The sequence below is a fragment of the Bradyrhizobium sp. CCBAU 51627 genome, from assembly GCF_028128765.1.
Classification (GTDB): Bacteria; Pseudomonadota; Alphaproteobacteria; order Rhizobiales; family Xanthobacteraceae; genus Bradyrhizobium.
Window position 1 is genome coordinate 577,964 of sequence record NZ_LBJG01000005.1, and the last position, 16,928, is coordinate 594,891.

At 64.1% G+C, this 16,928-nt stretch carries 14 protein-coding genes and 2 pseudogenes; 4 read left to right on the plus strand and 12 right to left on the minus strand.

Annotated elements, in window-relative coordinates; genetic code table 11:
* Window positions 1-51: 51 nt before the first annotated feature.
* From XH88_RS05085 to XH88_RS05125, 9 genes are all read right to left on the minus strand, one after another.
* Window positions 52-1,155 (minus strand): sensor histidine kinase, encoded by a 1,104-nt coding sequence (locus XH88_RS05085; RefSeq protein WP_271614297.1) that lies wholly within the window; start codon window positions 1,153-1,155, stop codon window positions 52-54.
* Entirely contained in the window at window positions 1,152-1,592 is a 441-nt protein-coding gene (locus tag XH88_RS05090; RefSeq protein WP_271614298.1) for a response regulator, read from the minus strand. The genes XH88_RS05085 and XH88_RS05090 overlap by 4 nt, the downstream gene beginning before the upstream one ends.
* Entirely contained in the window at window positions 1,589-3,115 is a 1,527-nt protein-coding gene (locus XH88_RS05095) for a sensor histidine kinase (protein WP_271614299.1), read from the minus strand. The genes XH88_RS05090 and XH88_RS05095 overlap by 4 nt, the downstream gene beginning before the upstream one ends.
* Window positions 3,116-3,222: 107 nt before the next feature.
* The gene (accC, locus tag XH88_RS05100) at window positions 3,223-4,581 is read right to left on the minus strand and encodes an acetyl-CoA carboxylase biotin carboxylase subunit (protein WP_271614300.1); all 1,359 of its coding nucleotides are present in this window, start codon (window positions 4,579-4,581) and stop codon (window positions 3,223-3,225) included.
* A gap of 31 nt (window positions 4,582-4,612) precedes the next feature.
* Complete coding sequence (gene accB, locus XH88_RS05105; RefSeq protein ID WP_271614301.1) at window positions 4,613-5,101, minus strand: acetyl-CoA carboxylase biotin carboxyl carrier protein; 489 nt, start codon at window positions 5,099-5,101, stop codon at window positions 4,613-4,615.
* A gap of 38 nt (window positions 5,102-5,139) precedes the next feature.
* On the minus strand, window positions 5,140-5,607 hold the full coding sequence (gene aroQ / locus XH88_RS05110; RefSeq protein WP_271614302.1) for a type II 3-dehydroquinate dehydratase: 468 nt from the start codon (window positions 5,605-5,607) through the stop codon (window positions 5,140-5,142).
* Between the two features lie 225 nt (window positions 5,608-5,832).
* The gene (locus XH88_RS05115) at window positions 5,833-6,681 is read right to left on the minus strand and encodes a DUF1236 domain-containing protein (RefSeq protein WP_271614303.1); all 849 of its coding nucleotides are present in this window, start codon (window positions 6,679-6,681) and stop codon (window positions 5,833-5,835) included.
* A gap of 214 nt (window positions 6,682-6,895) precedes the next feature.
* Complete coding sequence (locus tag XH88_RS05120; RefSeq protein ID WP_271614304.1) at window positions 6,896-7,663, minus strand: DsbA family protein; 768 nt, start codon at window positions 7,661-7,663, stop codon at window positions 6,896-6,898.
* A 101-nt stretch (window positions 7,664-7,764) separates the two neighbouring features.
* Window positions 7,765-9,168 (minus strand): M48 family metalloprotease, encoded by a 1,404-nt coding sequence (locus XH88_RS05125; RefSeq protein WP_271614305.1) that lies wholly within the window; start codon window positions 9,166-9,168, stop codon window positions 7,765-7,767.
* 174 nt (window positions 9,169-9,342) lie between these two features.
* Here XH88_RS05125 and XH88_RS05130 point away from each other — a divergent pair, with 174 nt between their 5' ends.
* From XH88_RS05130 to XH88_RS05140, 3 genes are all read left to right on the plus strand, one after another.
* Window positions 9,343-10,530 carry a pyridoxal phosphate-dependent aminotransferase gene (locus tag XH88_RS05130; protein WP_271614306.1) on the plus strand — a complete coding sequence of 396 codons (1,188 nt, stop codon included), beginning with the start codon at window positions 9,343-9,345 and terminating at the stop codon, window positions 10,528-10,530.
* Between the two features lie 90 nt (window positions 10,531-10,620).
* The gene (locus XH88_RS05135) at window positions 10,621-11,178 is read left to right on the plus strand and encodes a biotin transporter BioY (RefSeq protein ID WP_271614369.1); all 558 of its coding nucleotides are present in this window, start codon (window positions 10,621-10,623) and stop codon (window positions 11,176-11,178) included.
* A gap of 84 nt (window positions 11,179-11,262) precedes the next feature.
* Complete coding sequence (locus XH88_RS05140; RefSeq protein WP_271614307.1) at window positions 11,263-12,597, plus strand: dicarboxylate/amino acid:cation symporter; 1,335 nt, start codon at window positions 11,263-11,265, stop codon at window positions 12,595-12,597.
* On the opposite strand, the pseudogene XH88_RS05145 reads toward XH88_RS05140, so the two are convergent.
* Window positions 12,584-13,509: pseudogene (locus tag XH88_RS05145) on the minus strand (SDR family oxidoreductase). The gene XH88_RS05140 and the pseudogene XH88_RS05145 sit on opposite strands and share 14 nt — an antisense overlap.
* An 86-nt stretch (window positions 13,510-13,595) precedes the next feature.
* Between XH88_RS05145 and XH88_RS05150 the strand changes: the two are divergent.
* Window positions 13,596-14,429 (plus strand): annotated as a pseudogene (locus tag XH88_RS05150) (helix-turn-helix transcriptional regulator).
* A gap of 1 nt (window position 14,430) precedes the next feature.
* Here XH88_RS05150 and XH88_RS05155 read toward each other — a convergent pair.
* The gene (locus XH88_RS05155; RefSeq protein ID WP_271614308.1) at window positions 14,431-15,663 is read right to left on the minus strand and encodes an NAD(P)/FAD-dependent oxidoreductase; all 1,233 of its coding nucleotides are present in this window, start codon (window positions 15,661-15,663) and stop codon (window positions 14,431-14,433) included.
* A 16-nt stretch (window positions 15,664-15,679) separates the two neighbouring features.
* Window positions 15,680-16,894: an MFS transporter gene (locus XH88_RS05160; protein ID WP_271614309.1), complete on the minus strand. Its 1,215-nt coding sequence runs from the start codon at window positions 16,892-16,894 to the stop codon at window positions 15,680-15,682.
* Between the last annotated feature and the right edge of the window lie 34 nt (window positions 16,895-16,928).

The window sequence follows — 16,928 nt, forward strand, 5'->3', positions numbered from 1 at the left end:
ATCATAGCAGGATCGTAATGCACGTGCGATGGGGCTATTCCGGATGCGGGATCAACCCGCTGCAGCGCTGTTCGCCTTGCCGGGGGCGGCCGGGGTGCAGGGGAACCGCAGGATGATGCGGGTTCCGGAATGCGCGGGATCGCGCTCGACGATGGCTTCGAGCTTGGAAGCCATGGCCGCAACGATACGCTGACCCATGCCGGTGGAGCGCGGATCGGCCTTGGCGTTGTCGCCGACGCCGTTGTCGGTGATCGACAGCAGGAGATCGTCTCCTTGCGAGATCAGCTCGACGTGAATGGGGCCGGCGCCATCAGGGTAGGCGTACTTCACCGCGTTCATCACCAGTTCGTTGACGATGATACCGACGGCGACGGCCCGGTCCGGGTCGATCTCGATCGGCTCGGCCTTCACCGTCAGGCGCGACATCCGGTTACCTTCGGCGGAGCGGCGCAGATCCTCGAGCAGGGAGTCCAGGTATTGGTTGAGCACCACGCTCTTCAGATCCTGCGAGGTGTAGAGGCGGCGGTGTACCTGAGCGACGGCCGCGACGCGGCCCATCGCGTTGGTCAGTGCGGCCTTGACCTCATCCTGGGCGGCGGAGCTCGCCTGCAGATGCAGGAGCGAAGCGATGATCTGGAGCGAATTGCCGACGCGGTGATTCACCTCGCGCAGCAACAGCTCGCGTTCGGCGGCAAGCGCGGCGTAGCGATCGCGCGAGGCATGGATCTCTGCCTCGGCCTCCTCGCGCGCCCGCTGCAATTCGGCCTGGCGCAACGCGCCTTCGGCCGCAACGTGCAGCAGCGGGATGAAGTCGCCCTTGACGTCCTTGACCAGATAGTCGGCCGCACCTGCCTTCAGCGCGGTGACGGCGATGCTGGAATCCTGCGAGGCCGTGACGAAGACCACGGGCGGCGCGTCGGGGATCGCCATGATCTGCTCGAGCGTTTCAAGCCCGTCGAGGCCGGGCATGTACTGGTCGAGCGCCACCACATCGATGCAGCCCTTGCTGCTCGCATTGCGGATGAGCTCGAGGCCCTCATCGCCGCTCGCGGCGTGAATGACCTTGTAGCCGCGCCGCGTCAGGCCGCGATCGACAAGGCGCGCCAGGGCATCGTCGTCATCGATGTAGAGCAATGTCGGCGTGTGCTGTGTCATGGGGCGGCGGGCGGGACCTGAATGACCGAGAAGAACAGGCCGAGTTGCCGGATGGCATTGGCGAAATTCTCGTAATTGACCGGCTTTGTGATGTAGACGTTGCAGCCGAGTTCGTAGCAGCGCTTGATTTCCTGGGAGTCGTCGGTGGTCGTCAGCACGACCACCGGCGAGGCCTTCAGGTATTTGTTTTCCTTGATCTGCTTCAGAATGTCGATGCCGGTCATATCAGGCAGATTGAGGTCGAGCAGGATCAGGAGCGCATTGCCTTTCTGCACGAGGCCGCTGCCATCGGCGCCGAACAGATGCTTCATCGCATCGGTGCCGTTGGCGAAGGCGACGATCTCGTTGTTGACGCCGGACCTGCGGATGTTGCGCTCGATCAGGCGGGCGTGGCCCTCGTCGTCTTCAATCATGATGATGGTGACTGGCTGGGTCATCGATCTGCGTTCCGGTTGCTTGCATTCCAAGCGATCGGCAGCGTGATGATGAAGGTGCTGCCTGCGTTCAGTTCCGATGATACCGACATGGTGCCGCCGAGGCGACGCACAAGTGCGCGCACATGGGCAAGACCGATGCCCTGGCCGGGCTTGTCCTGGGTTCCCGCCCGGCGGAATAGCTCGAAAATCCGTTGATGGTCCCTGGGATCAATGCCGCGGCCGTTATCGCTGATCTCGAAGATCGCATAGCCCAGCTTGGTGCGCCCGCGGATTCTGATCTCGCCGGCGACCCCGTTCTTGAGATATTTGATCGCGTTATCGATCAGATTGGAGAAGATCTGCTCCAGCGCAAGGCGATCGCTGACGATACCAGGCAGCGCCTCGACATGGATCTCAGCCTGCGCCTCGACGGCTTGGTGCGCCAACGTCGACACGATGGCCTCGACGAAGGCGCGGGTGTCGATCTTCTCCGGCTGGAATTCGCGCCGGCCCTCGCGGGTGAGGTTGAGGATCGCCGAGATCAGGCGGTCCATCTTCGCGATAGAAGACTTGATGAAGCCGAGCGCCTCGGAAAAATCGGCTGACAATTGCTGGTCGGCGTCTTCCAACGCGATCTCGCCGCTGCTGCCGGGCACCAGGGAAGGCCCGTCGGCCGGGACTCGGGTGAGACTGCCGATGCGGCGAAAAATGTCGCCGCCGAGTTCTTCGAGTTCGCTGGTGAAGCCCATGATGTTGACGAGCGGCGAGCGCAGATCGTGGCTCACGATATAGGCGAAACGCTGGATCTCGTCATTGGCCTCGCGCAGGTCGGCCGTGCGTTCGTCGACCAGGGCCTCCAGGTTGACGTTGGTATCGCGCAGACGTGCTTCGGCCTCGTCGCGGGCGAGGGACGAGCGCCGCACCAGCCAGATCGAGATCAGGGCGAGCAGCACGACGAGGCCCGATCCGATGCCGGTCATCGATGCGGCCAGCGTCTGGCTTCGATCGGAGTTGACGTTGCGGGTCCGGAACAGCCGTTCCTCCTCGCGGATCATCGCATTGGCGAGGTTGCTGATCGTTGTCGTGGTGTCGCCCGCGGCGGCTTCGCGGACCAGCGCCGTCGCCTGGGCGGACTCGTTTTGCTTGATGAAATTCATCTCGCGCGAGAACTGGTCGAGCCGAACCCCGATCGCCGCGCTCAGCTTCTCGATGTTCTCGCGTTGTGCCGGATTGTCGCCGATTTGGCGCGTCAGCTTGTCCAGAGCCGGAATGATCGCTGCGACAGCCTTCTCATGGTCTGACTGGAAATCCGGTCCCCCCGTCAGGAGAAAACCCCGGGCGCTACTCTCGGCTCGGCGAATTTCGAGGAGGAGGGCGTTGATCTCGTTCTCCGTCTCGATTGTATGGACGACCCATTTGCTGTCGTCCCGAGCCTTATTGACAAGATATACCGAGCCCGCGCTGATCACGGTCAGCACCAGCAGACCCGCTGACAGCAGCAGGATCTGCCAAAATGCGCGCCGTCGCTGCAACTCGGCGGTCACGACCGTTTTGCCCTGTCAGGCTGGGTGGAATTCAAATCGCCCCCTTTTGGAACTGTCGCCACCGTGCAGAACGCGATTGGGGCCAAGGGGTTCCACGGGGGAGGCGATTATTTCGCGGTCGGTTCCGCTTTGCCGGCCAGGTACTGCTCCAGCCAGTGGATGTGGTAGTCACCGTTGATGATGTCGTCCTGGCGCACCAGATCGCGGAACAATGGCAGCGTGGTCTCGATGCCCTCGACCACCATCTCGTCCAGCGCCCGGCGCAGCCGCATCAGGCATTCGGCGCGGGTCTTGCCGTGGACGATCAGCTTGCCGACGAGGGAATCGTAATAGGGCGGGATCTGGTAGCCTTGGTAGACTGCGGAATCGATGCGTACGCCAAGGCCGCCGGGCGGGTGGTATTGTTGGATCCGGCCGGGCGACGGGCGGAAGGTCTGCGGGTTCTCCGCGTTGATGCGGCACTCGATGGCATGGCCGATGATCTGGATCTCGCTCTGCTGGGCTGGCAGCTCGCCGCCGGCGGCGATGCGGATCTGCTCCAGCACCAGATCGATGTCGGTGATGCTCTCGGTGACGGGATGCTCGACCTGGATACGCGTGTTCATCTCGATGAAATAGAACTCGCCGTCCTCGTAGAGGAATTCGATGGTGCCGACGCCGAGATATTTCATCTCGCGCATCGCCTTTGCGCAGGTCTCGCCGATCTTGGCGCGCGCAGCGGCAGCCAAGACGGGCGAGGGGCCTTCCTCCCAGACCTTCTGGTGCCGGCGCTGCAGCGAGCAGTCGCGCTCACCGAGATGAATCGCCCCGCCGCGGCCGTCGCCGAGAATCTGGATCTCGATGTGGCGCGGCTTCTGGAGGTATTTTTCCAGATAGACGGAGGCGTCGCCGAATGCCGATTTCGCCTCGTTGGCCGCCGTCGACAACGCCAGCTGGAGATCCGCCTCGCTCTGCGCGACCTTCATGCCGCGGCCACCGCCGCCGGCAGCCGCCTTGACCAGCACCGGGAAGCCGATCTTCTTTGCGATCGCCATTGCGTCGTCATTGGGGCCGACCGCACCATCCGATCCCGGCACCACCGGGATGCCGAGCCGCTTGGCAGTCTTCTTGGCCTCGATCTTGTCGCCCATCAGGCGGATGTGCTCGGCCTTGGGGCCGATGAATTGCAGATTGTGCTCGGAAAGGATCTCGGCGAAGCGCGCGTTCTCCGACAGGAAGCCGTAGCCGGGATGCACGGCGTCTGCGCCGGTGATCTCGCAGGCCGCGAGCAGCGCGGGAATGTTGAGATAGCTGTCCTTGGACGGCGGCGGTCCAATGCAGACGCTTTCGTCCGACAGGCGCACATGCATGGCGTCGGCGTCGGCGGTGGAGTGCACGGCGACGGTCGCGATGCCAAGCTCCTTGCAGGCCCGCAGGATACGAAGGGCGATCTCGCCGCGATTGGCTATGAGGATCTTGTCGAACATGGTGCCTCAGCGGGCGAAATTCGCCACTCGCTTATTCAATGATGACCAGCGGCTCGCCGAACTCGACCGGCTGGCCGTCTTCGACCAGGATCTGCGTCACCGTGCCTGCTCGGGGCGAGGGGATCTGGTTCATCGTCTTCATCGCTTCGATGATCAGCAGGGTCTGGCCGACCGAGACCTTCGCGCCAACTTCGATGAACGGCTTGGCGCCGGGCTCTGGCGCCCAATAGGCGGTGCCGACCATCGGCGAGGTCACGGCGCCCGGATGCTTAGAGACGTCTGCGGCGACCGCAGCCGCGGCGGCGGGGGCTGCGACCAGCGCGGGGGCTGCGGTTGCGACCGGCATCGGCATGGTCGCAGCGACGCTCACGTTGCGGGCAACGCGCAGACGCAGGCCGGCACGCTCGATCTCGATCTCGGTGAGGCTGGTCTCGTCGAGCAGCAGAGCGAGCTCACGAACGAGCGCGGAATCGTCGCTGGAAAACTTTGCGGCTGCTTTGTCGTCTGGCTGGCGCGCCATGTTTCTTTGATCCGAATGTTCTGGGTGAAGAGGGAGCGTCAGGCTTTGGGCTTGATGCCGAGCTTGGCGGCAAGGCCCTGGATGGCGAGGCGGTAGCCCTCGATGCCGAAACCGCAGAGCGAGGCGAACGCCGCGCGCGCGGTGTAGGAGTGGTGACGGAAGCTCTCGCGGGCGTGGATGTTGGTCACGTGGACTTCGACCGTCGGGATCTGCACCGCGAGCAGCGCGTCGTGCAGCGCGATCGAGCTATGGGAATAGCCGCCGGCGTTGATGATGATGCCCCTCATCCTGCGGGCATGGGCCTCGTGGATGAAATCGATCAGCTCGCCTTCACGGTTGGACTGACGGCAATCGGCCTTGAGGCCGAAGGTCGCCGCCGTCTCCCGGCACAGCGCCTCGACGTCGGCCAGCGTGGCGTGGCCATACTTCTCGGGCTCGCGGGTTCCCAACAGATTGAGGTTCGGTCCGTTGAGAACGAGGATCGTGTCGGTTGCTGGTTCGGCCATTCCTGTCCCGGAAAGGTGTTTCGGCGTGGCGGCGGTTATAGGTAACAAAGCGCGTAAGGGGAAGCCTGAAGGGCCTCCGGCAAGGCTTCAGGTACCTCATCCGGTGTGCAAAAACCTGTGCGGAAGCTGCGGAAATTGCTTGTTAACCAGTCCAAATCATGGATTGCGGCCGAACGCAAAGGGGCGGGCATCGCTGCCCGCCCCTGAGGTCTGCCGGATATGGCCTTAGACGTTCAGGACAGCCACGATCTCATAGGTATCCGGATTGATGATCACGATCTCATCCTTGACCAGGATGTACTTATAGGTCCGCCATTCCGGATAGATCGTCACGACCCGGGACGGCAGGGCATGCAGTTCGATACCCTCGCGCGGAATACGGGTGCCGACCGAGATCGAGAAGTTCACGCTGGTCACCGGACGTACGTGCTCCTCGCGGATCACCGAGGTGATCTGCGTGCGCTGCTCGGTCGAGAGCTTGGCGCCGGCGCCGGCCTGCCCGACCGTCGTGTTGGTGCTGCTCTGACCCTGCGCACTCTGGTTGGTGCTGGGGCCGGTCTGGCCCTGGGCGTTCTGGTTGGTGCGCGTCTCGGTGCCCTTCTGGTTCTCGGCATTGTTGGTCGGGGCGCCGCTCTTGCTGCCCTCAGCCTTCATGTCCTTTTGGTCCTTGGCGCCGGACTTGCTGGTGTCCTGGCTCATGCTCTTGGACTTGTCCATCTGGCCCTGAGCACGCTCGTCGTGGCCCTTGGTGGCGCCGGACTTCTCCTCGGCCGCGTTCTTGTGCATCTCACGGTCGGAGTGCTCAGCCTTGGTCGCGCCCGATGACTTCTCCTCGGCCGACGTGCCGGACTTCATGCTGCTGGAACCGCCAGCCTGACCGACGGTGCCCTTCTCATGCCTGGACTCCTTGCCCATCGCGTTGCCGTGTTCGGCGCCGCCCGAGGACTGCGAGTGCTGCATCGGCTGCGCGCCAGCGCCGCCGTTCTCGTTCTTCGTCGTGCCCTGTGCGTTCGCCAGACCGGTGCCCGCCACAAGCGCAAGTGCGGCAACCGAGATCATAAAGCGGTTCAACATCGTCTTCTCCTCACGTGTTTGTTTGCGTCATTGCCCGCGCCACCAACGAAAGGAGATTTGAGTTGTTCCGGAACATCTGATGTTCCAGGGCATTTGTTTCTTAAACGCTCGATGAACGCGCGCGCCGGATTCGCGCCCATTTTTTTTGGCCAGCGAAGAAAAAGGCCGGCTTATCGGCCGGCCTCGTTGCGAGCGTGGGTTGTAAGGAATGCGATCAGCAGGTCGCCTTGCCGCAGCGGGCAACACCGATCTTTTCCCTCAGGCCGTCGAGGCCGACGGCGCCGACCACGATCTGCTTGCCGATCACGTAGCTCGGCGTGCCGTTCATGCCCATCGCTTCGGCGAGCTTGAAGTTCTCCTCGATGGTGGCGCGGACCTCGGGGCTCGCGATATCCTTCTCGATCTTGGCGACGTCGAGCCCGGCATCCTTGGCCGCCTGGAGCGCGCGCGCCTTGTCGGCAGGGCCACGGCCGCCGAGCAGCTTCTGGTGGAAGTCGAGATATTTCTTGCCGGAGGGATCCTGCATGCGCACGGCAACCGCAACCTGGGCGGCCTCGACCGAGCCCTGGCCCAGCACCGGAAACTCCTTCAGCACGACCTTCAGCTTGGAGTCGGACTTCAAGAGGTCGAGCATGTCGCTCATCGCGCGCTTGCAGTAGCCGCAATTGTAGTCGAAGAATTCGACGAAGGTGACGTCGCCTTCCTTGTTGCCGAGCACGACCTGGCGCGATGAGTTGAAGATCGCGTCCGAGTTCTCCGCAACGCTGGCTTCGTGCTTCTTCGCTTCCGCATCGGCCTGGCGCTTGCCGAGTTCGGTCATCGCTTCCTCGAGCACCTCGGGATGGCTGACGAGATAGTTCTTGATGATCGCCTCAATATCGGTGCGCTGGGCATCCGAGAAGCTGTCGGCCGAAGCCGGTCCCGTTGCGCCGAAGATGGCGAACGCAAACAGCGCGGGGGCAAGCAGGCGCAGGGAAGGCATTGGCAAATCCTTTTATCGAGAGCAGGTTTCAATAGACGTCCCGGCGGACTCAAGCTGGCGTCGTGACGTCGAAGTCGCAGATGTCGTGATCAGGCGTCGGTTTAATTGCGCGGCGGTTTCGACGCCACGATATCGTCGGCCCTGACCCATCCGGGCGTGCCGACGGCGAAACGGGTTTTCGCCCGCGTGGCGAGTTCGCGAGCGGTCTTGTTGTCACCGCGTAAATACGCGGCTTGGGCGGAGGCGAGATCCGCCTCGGCATAGTCTCCCTTCCGGCCGTAGGCCATCGCGAGTTGGGTGTAGCCGATCGGCGCCTCGGGCTCACGTGCCACCGCGGCACGGAGAATCCTGATAGCGTCGTCCGTGTAGGCCTTATTATCGGTTCCAACCAGAGCCTGCCCAAGTAACATCTCGATGAGGGCCGCATTGTTCGAAAGTGCGACAGCCTTGCGCAGGGGAGCGATCGCCTCGGCCGGCTTGCCGCTCTCCAGCAGGGCCTGGCCACGGACCTCGTAAAAATACGGGTTGTTCGGCTGCACCGCGATCAGCGCGTCGATCTGGCTCAGCGCACTGCGCAGATCGCCGTGCAGATAGGTGCTGATGGCGCGGGCGTAGCGCGCCGGCATGCTGTCATTGGTCAGGGGATAGCGGCGGTACACCGTCTCCGGCCGCTCCATGAAGGCGGAGATCTTGGCGCGCACCATGTCGTGGCGGAGCTGGAGCGCGGGATCGTCCTTCTTGTCCCAATAGGGACTGGTGCTGGCGAATTGCTGGAGCGCGGCGACGCGCTCGGCGGGCATCGGGTGCGACTGCAGGTAGGGATCGGCACCGCGCGCCGCGAACAGGCTCTCGCTGGTGAAACGCTTGAAGGTCTCGTACATGCCCTTCGGCGACTGCTGGGTCGCGGTCAGGAATTTCACGCCGGCGCGGTCGGCGTTCTCTTCCTGCTGGCGTTGGTAGGACAACAGCGAGCGCCGGATCATCTCCTGCGGCCCTGCGATTGCAGCTGCGCCGGCATTGGCGAGGCCGTTATTGCCGCCGTTGCCGCCGCGGCTGGCACCCGCTGCGAGAGCACCTGCGCCCAGCAGCATGGCGATGATCATCTGGGTCTGGGCGCTGGCAAGCTGCTGGCGCAGCTTGGCCAGATGCCCGCCGGCCAGATGCCCGGTCTCATGCGCGAGCACGCCGATCAACTGGTTCGGCGTTTCCGACTGGAGGATCGCGCCGTAATTGACGAAGATGCGACGGCCATCGGCGACGAACGCGTTGAACGAGCCGTCGTTGATGATGACCATCTGGATGTTCTGCTTCTCCAGACCGGCGGCGCGCAGGATCGGGCGCGTATATTCGCGCAAGAGTTGCTCGGTTTCAGTGTCGCGCAGGATGGGCGGCCCTTTGCCCTCCTGCGCCCGCGCCGTGGAGAAAGGTGACAGCACCATCGCCGCTGCCGTGACGAGGGTGGTCAGCGCCGAGGCCTTCTTGCGCAATGCGATCTGGAGCGACATCAAACGGTCTGGGTCAAACGGGCTCGAAGCAGTGTTGTGATTGGTTTTGGCGATTGGCGGCGGACCGGATAAGCGATATGCCCTTATGAGCCGTATAATGCGGCTAGTCTGGGGCGCAAGCGCCCTGTTTCCCGGACCGTACGGACCGGTCCGCCAGCGAAATAGCAGAAATCGATGCACGATGCGACATTGAGGAACCGGGTGGGGCAATGGCTCGAGCCCTCCCGCCGCAGCGAGGTTCCCCCGTTCATGGTGATGGATGTGATGGCGGCTGCGGCCCGAATCGAGGCGTCCGGCGGCCATGTCGTTCACATGGAGGTCGGCCAGCCCGCGGCCGGCGCGCCGAAGACCGCCATCGCGGCGGCGCAGGCCGCGCTTTCCGCGAGCCGGATCGACTACACGTCGGCCCTGGGAATTGCTTCCTTGCGGGAGCGCATCGCGCGGCATTACCGCGATGCCTATGGTTGCAGCGTCAGCCCTGAGAGGGTGGTGGTGACCACGGGCTCCTCCGGCGGGTTCATCCTGGCGTTCCTGTCAATGTTCGAGCCGGGCGATCGCGTTGCCGTCACGGTACCAGGCTATCCGCCATACCGTCACATTCTCACCGCGCTCGGCTGCGAGCCGGTGCTGATCGAGACCACGAGCGAGACGCGCCATGCGCTGACCGGCGAAGCGCTGCTCGCCGCCCACCGCAAGGCGCCGCTGAAGGGCGTGCTGGTCGGCAGCCCGGCCAATCCGACGGGAACGATGATGTCCCGCGAAGCGCTCGCCGGCCTCATCACAGCGGCGGAAGATGCGGGTATCCGCTTCATCTCCGACGAGATCTATCACGGGCTCGACTACGCGTTTCCGGCGGTGACGGCGGCGGCGCTGTCGGAGCACGCTCTCGTGATCAACTCCTTCTCGAAATACTTTTGCATGACGGGCTGGCGCGTCGGCTGGATGGTGGTGCCTGAGATCCTGGTGCGGCCAATCGAACGGCTGCAGCAGAACCTTTCGATCTCCGTGCCGTCGCTGTCGCAGATCGCGGCAGAGGCCGCCTTCGATGGTGCGGCCGAGATGGAGGAGATCAAGCACGGCTATCAGGAGAACCGGCGCATTCTGATCGAGGGATTGCCCAGGGCGGGCCTCAGCAGGTTCCTGCCTGCGGACGGTGCATTTTATCTCTACGCCGACGTCTCCGATTTCACCTCCGACAGTTTCGACTTTGCCACGCAGATGCTGGAGAAGGCCCATGTCGCGGCAACGCCGGGCGTGGATTTCGATCCGATCCATGGCCGCTCGTTCATCCGGTTCTCCTATGCGCGGTCGGCCGCGGAGATGCGGGAAGCAGTTGACCGGATCGCTCACTGGCTTAAATAGCCGCCAGTTTTCGCGAGCCTTCCGGAGTGCATCTTGTCTGACCGAACCGTCCAGTCCGCCGCCACACCGCGTTCTCCTCTTGCTGCAGTGATGTGGCCCAGCCGGCCGGGTGAAGCCGTCGGCGCATTCCGCGCCTTCGTGTTGATCGGGCTCGGATCCACACTGATGGCGCTGTCAGCCAAGGTGAATCTGCCGCTGCCTTATGTGCCCATGACGCTGCAGACGCTGGTCGTGCTGACGATCGGTGCGGCCTATGGCTGGCGCCTTGGCAGCGCAACCATGATCGCCTACCTCGCCGAGGGCGCAATGGGACTGCCGGTATTCGCAGGCCCGGTCGGTGGAGTTGCACCGCTGGTCGGTCCGACCGCCGGCTATCTCTACGGCTTCGTGGCGGCTGCCTTCACCACAGGCTGGCTGGCCGAGCGTGGCTGGGATCGCAACGTCGTGCTGCTGTTTGCGGCAATGGCGGTCGGCCATCTCGTCATTTTCATCGCCGGCTTCGGCTGGTTGGCGTACGGCATCGGCCTTGGTGGAACCAAGGCCTGGGTGGTCGGCGTCGCACCGTTCATCGCGGCCTCCGTCATCAAGAACGCGCTCGGCGCCGCGCTGATGCCGGCGGTGCGTCGGATCGTCGATCGCCGTAGCTAGATCCCGCCCTACGGAATGTTCCAATTGACAGGGCCGGCCAAGTTGATCTTGGCTGGCTCTGAGTTTTTGAGGGGGAGTGAAACAATGACAACGACGACGATGGCCGGGGCGCCGGCTGCACCTGCTGCGGCCAAGCCGTGGTACAAAATTCTCTATGTCCAGGTGCTGATCGCCATCGTGCTCGGCGCGATCGTCGGCTCGTTCTGGCCGTCCGTTGCCACCAACGATTGGATCAAGGCGCTCGGCGACGGCTTCGTCAAGCTGATCAAGATGGTGATCGCCCCGATCATCTTTTGCACCGTGGTCTCCGGCATCGCTCACATCCAGGATGCCAAGAAGGTCGGACGCATCGGCGTCAAGGCGCTGGTCTATTTCGAGATCGTCTCCACGTTCGCGCTCATCATCGGTCTCATCATCGGCAACGTCGTGAAGCCGGGCGCGGGCTTCGGCAGTGCGGCGGCCAACGCGCAGGCCGTCGCCAACTACGCCAAGCAGGCTCAAGGTCAGAAGTCGGTCGACTTCATCCTGCACATCATTCCCGACACCGTGGTCGGCGCGTTCGCGCAAGGCGAGATCCTGCAGGTGCTGCTGTTCTCGGTGCTGTTCGGCTTCGCCATCATGAGCCTGGGTGAGCGCGGCCACACCATCCGCAGCTTCATCGACGACGCCGCGCATGCGGTGTTCGGCGTCATCTCCATCGTGATGCGCGCGGCGCCGCTTGGTGCGTTCGGCGCGATGGCCTTCACCATCGGCAAGTTCGGCTCGGGCGCGATCCTCAATCTGATCGGCCTGATCGCGACCTTCTACCTCACCGCTGCGCTGTTCGTCTTCGTCGTGCTCGGCATCATTGCGCGTCTCGCTGGCTTCTCGATCTTCAAGTTCCTGGCCTACATCAAGGATGAGCTGCTGATCGTGCTCGGCACGTCGTCCTCCGAGAGTGCGCTGCCGTCCTTGATGGAGAAGCTGGAGCGGCTCGGCTGTTCCAAATCGGTCGTCGGTCTCGTGGTGCCCACGGGCTATTCATTCAACCTCGACGGCACCAACATCTACATGACGCTGGCGACGCTCTTCATTGCCCAGGCGCTTGGCTTCGATCTCACCTTCGGCCAGCAGCTCACCATCCTGGTCGTGGCGATGCTGACCTCGAAGGGCGCCTCCGGCATCACCGGGGCGGGCTTCATCACGCTGGCGGCGACGCTTGCGGTGGTCGATCCGCGGCTCGTGCCGGGCATGGCGATCGTGCTCGGCATCGACAAGTTCATGAGCGAGTGCCGCGCGCTGACCAATCTCTGCGGCAACGGCGTCGCCTGCGTGATCGTCGCCTGGTGGGAGGGCGAGCTCGATCGCGACAGGCTCACCGCGCGGCTGAGCCGGCAGATCGATCCGACCGACATGGAGACGGCGATCACGACGGATTGAGGCGGATTTGACGGCGCGAGCCGCGCTGTCTAACCTTGAAGTAATAGGGCTGATCGAGATCCTCGATCAGCCCTTTTTCTTTCGGCTCCCAGCCGAGAGCCGCGCGGATCTTTGCGCTCGATGTCGGCACGTCGATACCGGTAAATTGCGTGAACCAGCCGAAATGATCGGCCGCTTCCTCCGGTGATTTTGAGACGACGGGCACGCCGAGACTTCGGCCGATCACCTCTGCAATAGTCTTGAACGGCAAGCCTTCCTCGGCGATCGCATGATAGCGCGGTACGGTTGCGCCTTGCTCAAGTGCGAGCCGATAGACGCGCGCGGCATCGAAGCGATGCGCGGCAGGCCAGCGGTTCATCCCGTCGCCGACATAGGCCGATACGCCTTTCTCGCGCGCGATGTTGATCAGGATGGGGACGAAGCCATGGTCGTCTTCGCCATGGTGGAAGGCGGCAGGCGCACCACCGCCGTACGCAGACCTTGCGCCGCCAGGTCTTCGGCGACGGCTTCGGATACGCGCGGAAAGCGACGCGCGGATGGGTCGTCCTCGGTCGCAAGTCGTCCGGGCGCGAGCAGCGCGACCCCGCCTGTGACGATCAGCGGACGGGCGGAGCGCTTGAGCTCCTCGCCGAGCGCGAGAATGGCGCGGCGGTCGAGCTCGCAATTGTCGAGGAATTTCGAGAAGTCGTGGTTGAAGCCGAGATGCAGCACGCCGTCGGAGCGGGCCGCGCCGCTGCGCAAGGACGCGTGGTCCTCGAGCGAGCCGCGATGAACCTCGGCCCCCATGGCAGCGAGTGACGCCGCGCCTGCTTCGGAACGGGCAAGTCCGAGCACGCTGTGGCCGGCCGCGATCAGGTCCCGAACGACGGCAGAGCCGACGAAGCCGGTGGCGCCAGTGACGAAGACACGCATGAGCAATTCTCCAGAGTTGGTGGAGACGACCATCTGCGCTAGAATTATCCAGGTAAAGCAGTGAGCTTATCAGGTTATAATGCCGGATGGGCATCGCCGCCGGCGAGAACGTGCTCGGGACCTATTTGAAGGACCGTAGAACCCAGCTTGACGCAGCCGCGTTCGGCTTTGGCGGCAGCCGCAGGCGCACGCCGGGGCTGTTGGCGCGAGGAGGCGGCGCAGCGGGCCAATATCAGCCCGACTGGTACACGTGGCTGGAGCAGGGGCGTGGCGGCGCGCCCTCGCCGACGTGCTCGACCGGATCGCTCGTGCGCTGATGCTGACCGACGTCGAGCGCGAACATCTTTTCCTGATCGGTCTAGGCCGTCCGCCCGAGGTCCGTTACCAGGTGAGTGACGGCGTCTCGCCGCGACTGCAGCGCGTGCTCGACGCTCGGGACCAGTCCGGCCATCATCAGGACCGTGACCTGGGATGTCGTCGCGTGGAATCGTGCGGCCACGATCGTGCTGACCGACTATTCGAAGCTGCCGCCGGAACGGCGCAACATCCTGCGCCTGATCTTCTGCGAGCCGCAAGTGCGCGCCGCCCAATATGATTGGAAGAGCGTCGCGCGCTTCGTGGTCGCGGCGTTCCGCGCGGATGTGGCGCGCGCCGGGGCGGCCTCGCATGTCGCTGAATTCGTCGATGAGCTCTGCCGCGAGAGCCCCGAATTCGCAAAGCTGTGGGCAGATAACGACGTCCGCTCCCATGGCGAGGGCATCAAGCATCTGCGCCATCCCGTGCTCGGTCCGATCGCGTTCGAATATTCCGCCTTCGCCGTCGACGGCCGGCCCGATCTCGGCATGGTCGTCTACAATCCGGCGACGCCGGAGGACGCCCGGCGCATCAGGGCTGTCCTGGCCGCAAAGGTCGACAGCTAATTTAGAACCGCTCGGGCCGGTACGGCGTCGGATCGATCGACGGCGTCTCGCCGTTCATCATCTCCGCGAGCAGGCGTCCGGTGGCGGGGCCGAGCGTAAAGCCTTGGTGACCGTGGCCGAAATTCATCCAGAGGCCGGGGTGACGGGGGGCGCGGCCGAGCACAGGCACCATGTCGGGCGTGCAGGGGCGGGTGCCGAACCACGGCTCCGGCTCGGCGCGCTGGCCGAGATTGATCAGCTCGCGCGCGGAGGCCTCGGCGCTGGCGAGCTGCACCGGGGTTGCCAGCGCATCCGGTCCCGTCAGCTCGGCGCCGGTGGTGATACGAATTCCCTTGGCCATCGGGCCCATGGCGTAGCCGCCGCCCTTGTCGACCAGCGGCAGATCGAGCGAGGCGCCGCCGCTGTAATGCATGTGGTAGCCGCGCTTGCGCACCAGCGGAATCCGATAGCCGAACTGGTGCAACAGATCGGGCGACCACGGCCCGAGCGTGACGACGGCGTTGGCGGCATCGATGCGGCCATTGTCGGTCTCGACCGACCATCCGGTCGCGGTCTGCTGAAGCGACTGCGCATCGCCGAGCACGATGCTGCCGCCCGATCGTTCGAACAGATCGGCGTAGGCCGTGACCAGGGCGCCGGGGTCGGACACGGTCCAGGTGTCGAGCCAGTGGATCGCGCCGGGAAGGTCGTCGCGAAGGATCGGCTCGGCCTTGGTCAGCTCGCTGCCGGAGAGCACGCGAAAATTCACGCCGAAGTCGCGGCGATCTTCCTCGGCCGTCTTAACAGCCTGGTCGAAGGAGGCGGCGTCACGGTGCAGCACGCGATAGCCGGCGCGGCGGATCAGATTGTCGGCATGGGCCTCGCGGATGAGGATGTCGTGCTCGGGCGTCGCGTAGGCGATCAGACGGGCCCAGGCCTCGATCGCTTCGCGATGCCGCTTCGGTGCCGAGTGCCACCAATAGCGCAGCAGCGGCTCGACGTGACGATGAAGCGACGAGAGGCTGTAGCGCACATCGTTGGTGCGGCCAGTCGCGATGTTCAGGAGTGAAGCGAGGTCACGCGGCATCGGATAGGGCCGCACCGCCTCCGCCTGGATCATCCCGGCGTTGCCGTAGCTGGTCTCTCGGCCCGGCTCCCTTCGGTCGACCAGCGCAACGGTCCAGCCGCGCTGCTTCAGATACAAGGCGGCGCTCACGCCCACCATGCCGCCGCCGAGAACGATTGCGCTTTGCATCGAAAGATCTCTCCTCTCAGGCCGGCTTCGGCGCGAGCTTGGGCTGCGCCGTGTTGATGGTGGTCGCGACGATCACGGACAACGCCGTCATCGCGACCAGGAAGCCGAAGGCCGCGTCGAATGATCCGGTTCCGGTCACGATGAAGCCCATGATGGCCGGCGCAACGAAGCCCGCGCTCTGGCCGCCGAGATTGACCATGCCGACGCCAGATCCGATCTGATCGTCGCGGAGCAATTTGGTCGGGAGCGCAACCACCGCAGCCAGCACGAAGGATTTGAAGAAGTAGACCAGCGACTGAAAGACGATCAGCACCGTGATCGTCTCCGCCTTGTACATGGCGTAGAGGAAGATGCCGGTCAACGTCGAGCTGCCGATCAGGAGATATTTCTCGCGCTCGGAGAAGAACGTCGTCATCACCCAGCCGCCGATCGCGGTTGCGATCGTGGCCATCACGAACGGGATCGGCGCAACGATGCCGACCGTCTTGAGATCGAGCCCGCGCTGCTGCAGCAGATAGAGCGGCATCCAGGAATCGAGGCCCTTGTTGACGCAGCTCAGGCCGAACCACACCACCATCAACTGCCAGAGCAGCGGATTCTTCATCAGCTCGCGCATCGGCGCCCGGGGCTTCGCCGTCACGGGCCCGACGCCGATACGCGAAAGATGCGGAACGAAGACGAAATAGACTGCCGCGAACACGATGCCGGCGATGCCGATGGTATTGAAGGCATGACGCCAGCCCAGCCAGAGGATCAGCGGCGCCATGATCAACGGCGCGATCATGCTGCCGGCATAATTGGACGACAGCAGCAGCGCCGACATTTTTGGCCGGCTGTCCTTCTTGAACAACTCCGCGATGGCGCGGATGCTCGCCGGCGGAAAGCCACCCTCGGCGATGCCGAAGATGAAGCGGATCGCGACCAGCGAGGTCAGCGACCAGGCGAGGCTGGTGAAGGCCGTGAAAATCGACCACATCACGATCGTGACGATCACCACATATTTCGAGCCGAAGCGATCGGATAGCCATCCACCCGGCACTTGCATCGCGGCATAGCCCAAGAAGAACGCGCTGATGACGATGCCGAGGTCGGCGGCCTGGAGATTGAAGTCCTTGCCGATCTGCGCCAGCGCCAGCGAGATCGCCGCGCGGTCGATATAGGAGATGCAGTAGGCAATGTAGAGCAGGACAAACGCGACGATTCCGGTTTTCCGCTGCGACAGTTCAGTCATCCTCGTCTCCGGTTTGCCGGCGGTCCCCGCCTGC

Coding starts and splice junctions, on each gene's coding strand:
- XH88_RS05130 (WP_271614306.1), top strand. CDS start 9,343: ATGCACGATGCGACATTGAGGAACCGGGTGGGGCAATGGCTCGAGCCC.
- XH88_RS05160 (WP_271614309.1), bottom strand. CDS start 16,894: ATGACTGAACTGTCGCAGCGGAAAACCGGAATCGTCGCGTTTGTCCTG.
- XH88_RS05115 (WP_271614303.1), bottom strand. CDS start 6,681: ATGTTGAACCGCTTTATGATCTCGGTTGCCGCACTTGCGCTTGTGGCG.
- aroQ (WP_271614302.1), bottom strand. CDS start 5,607: ATGGCCGAACCAGCAACCGACACGATCCTCGTTCTCAACGGACCGAAC.
- XH88_RS05120 (WP_271614304.1), bottom strand. CDS start 7,663: ATGCCTTCCCTGCGCCTGCTTGCCCCCGCGCTGTTTGCGTTCGCCATC.
- accC (WP_271614300.1), bottom strand. CDS start 4,581: ATGTTCGACAAGATCCTCATAGCCAATCGCGGCGAGATCGCCCTTCGT.
- XH88_RS05140 (WP_271614307.1), top strand. CDS start 11,263: ATGACAACGACGACGATGGCCGGGGCGCCGGCTGCACCTGCTGCGGCC.
- XH88_RS05155 (WP_271614308.1), bottom strand. CDS start 15,663: ATGCAAAGCGCAATCGTTCTCGGCGGCGGCATGGTGGGCGTGAGCGCC.
- XH88_RS05135 (WP_271614369.1), top strand. CDS start 10,621: ATGTGGCCCAGCCGGCCGGGTGAAGCCGTCGGCGCATTCCGCGCCTTC.
- XH88_RS05125 (WP_271614305.1), bottom strand. CDS start 9,168: ATGTCGCTCCAGATCGCATTGCGCAAGAAGGCCTCGGCGCTGACCACC.
- accB (WP_271614301.1), bottom strand. CDS start 5,101: ATGGCGCGCCAGCCAGACGACAAAGCAGCCGCAAAGTTTTCCAGCGAC.
- XH88_RS05085 (WP_271614297.1), bottom strand. CDS start 1,155: ATGACACAGCACACGCCGACATTGCTCTACATCGATGACGACGATGCC.
- XH88_RS05090 (WP_271614298.1), bottom strand. CDS start 1,592: ATGACCCAGCCAGTCACCATCATCATGATTGAAGACGACGAGGGCCAC.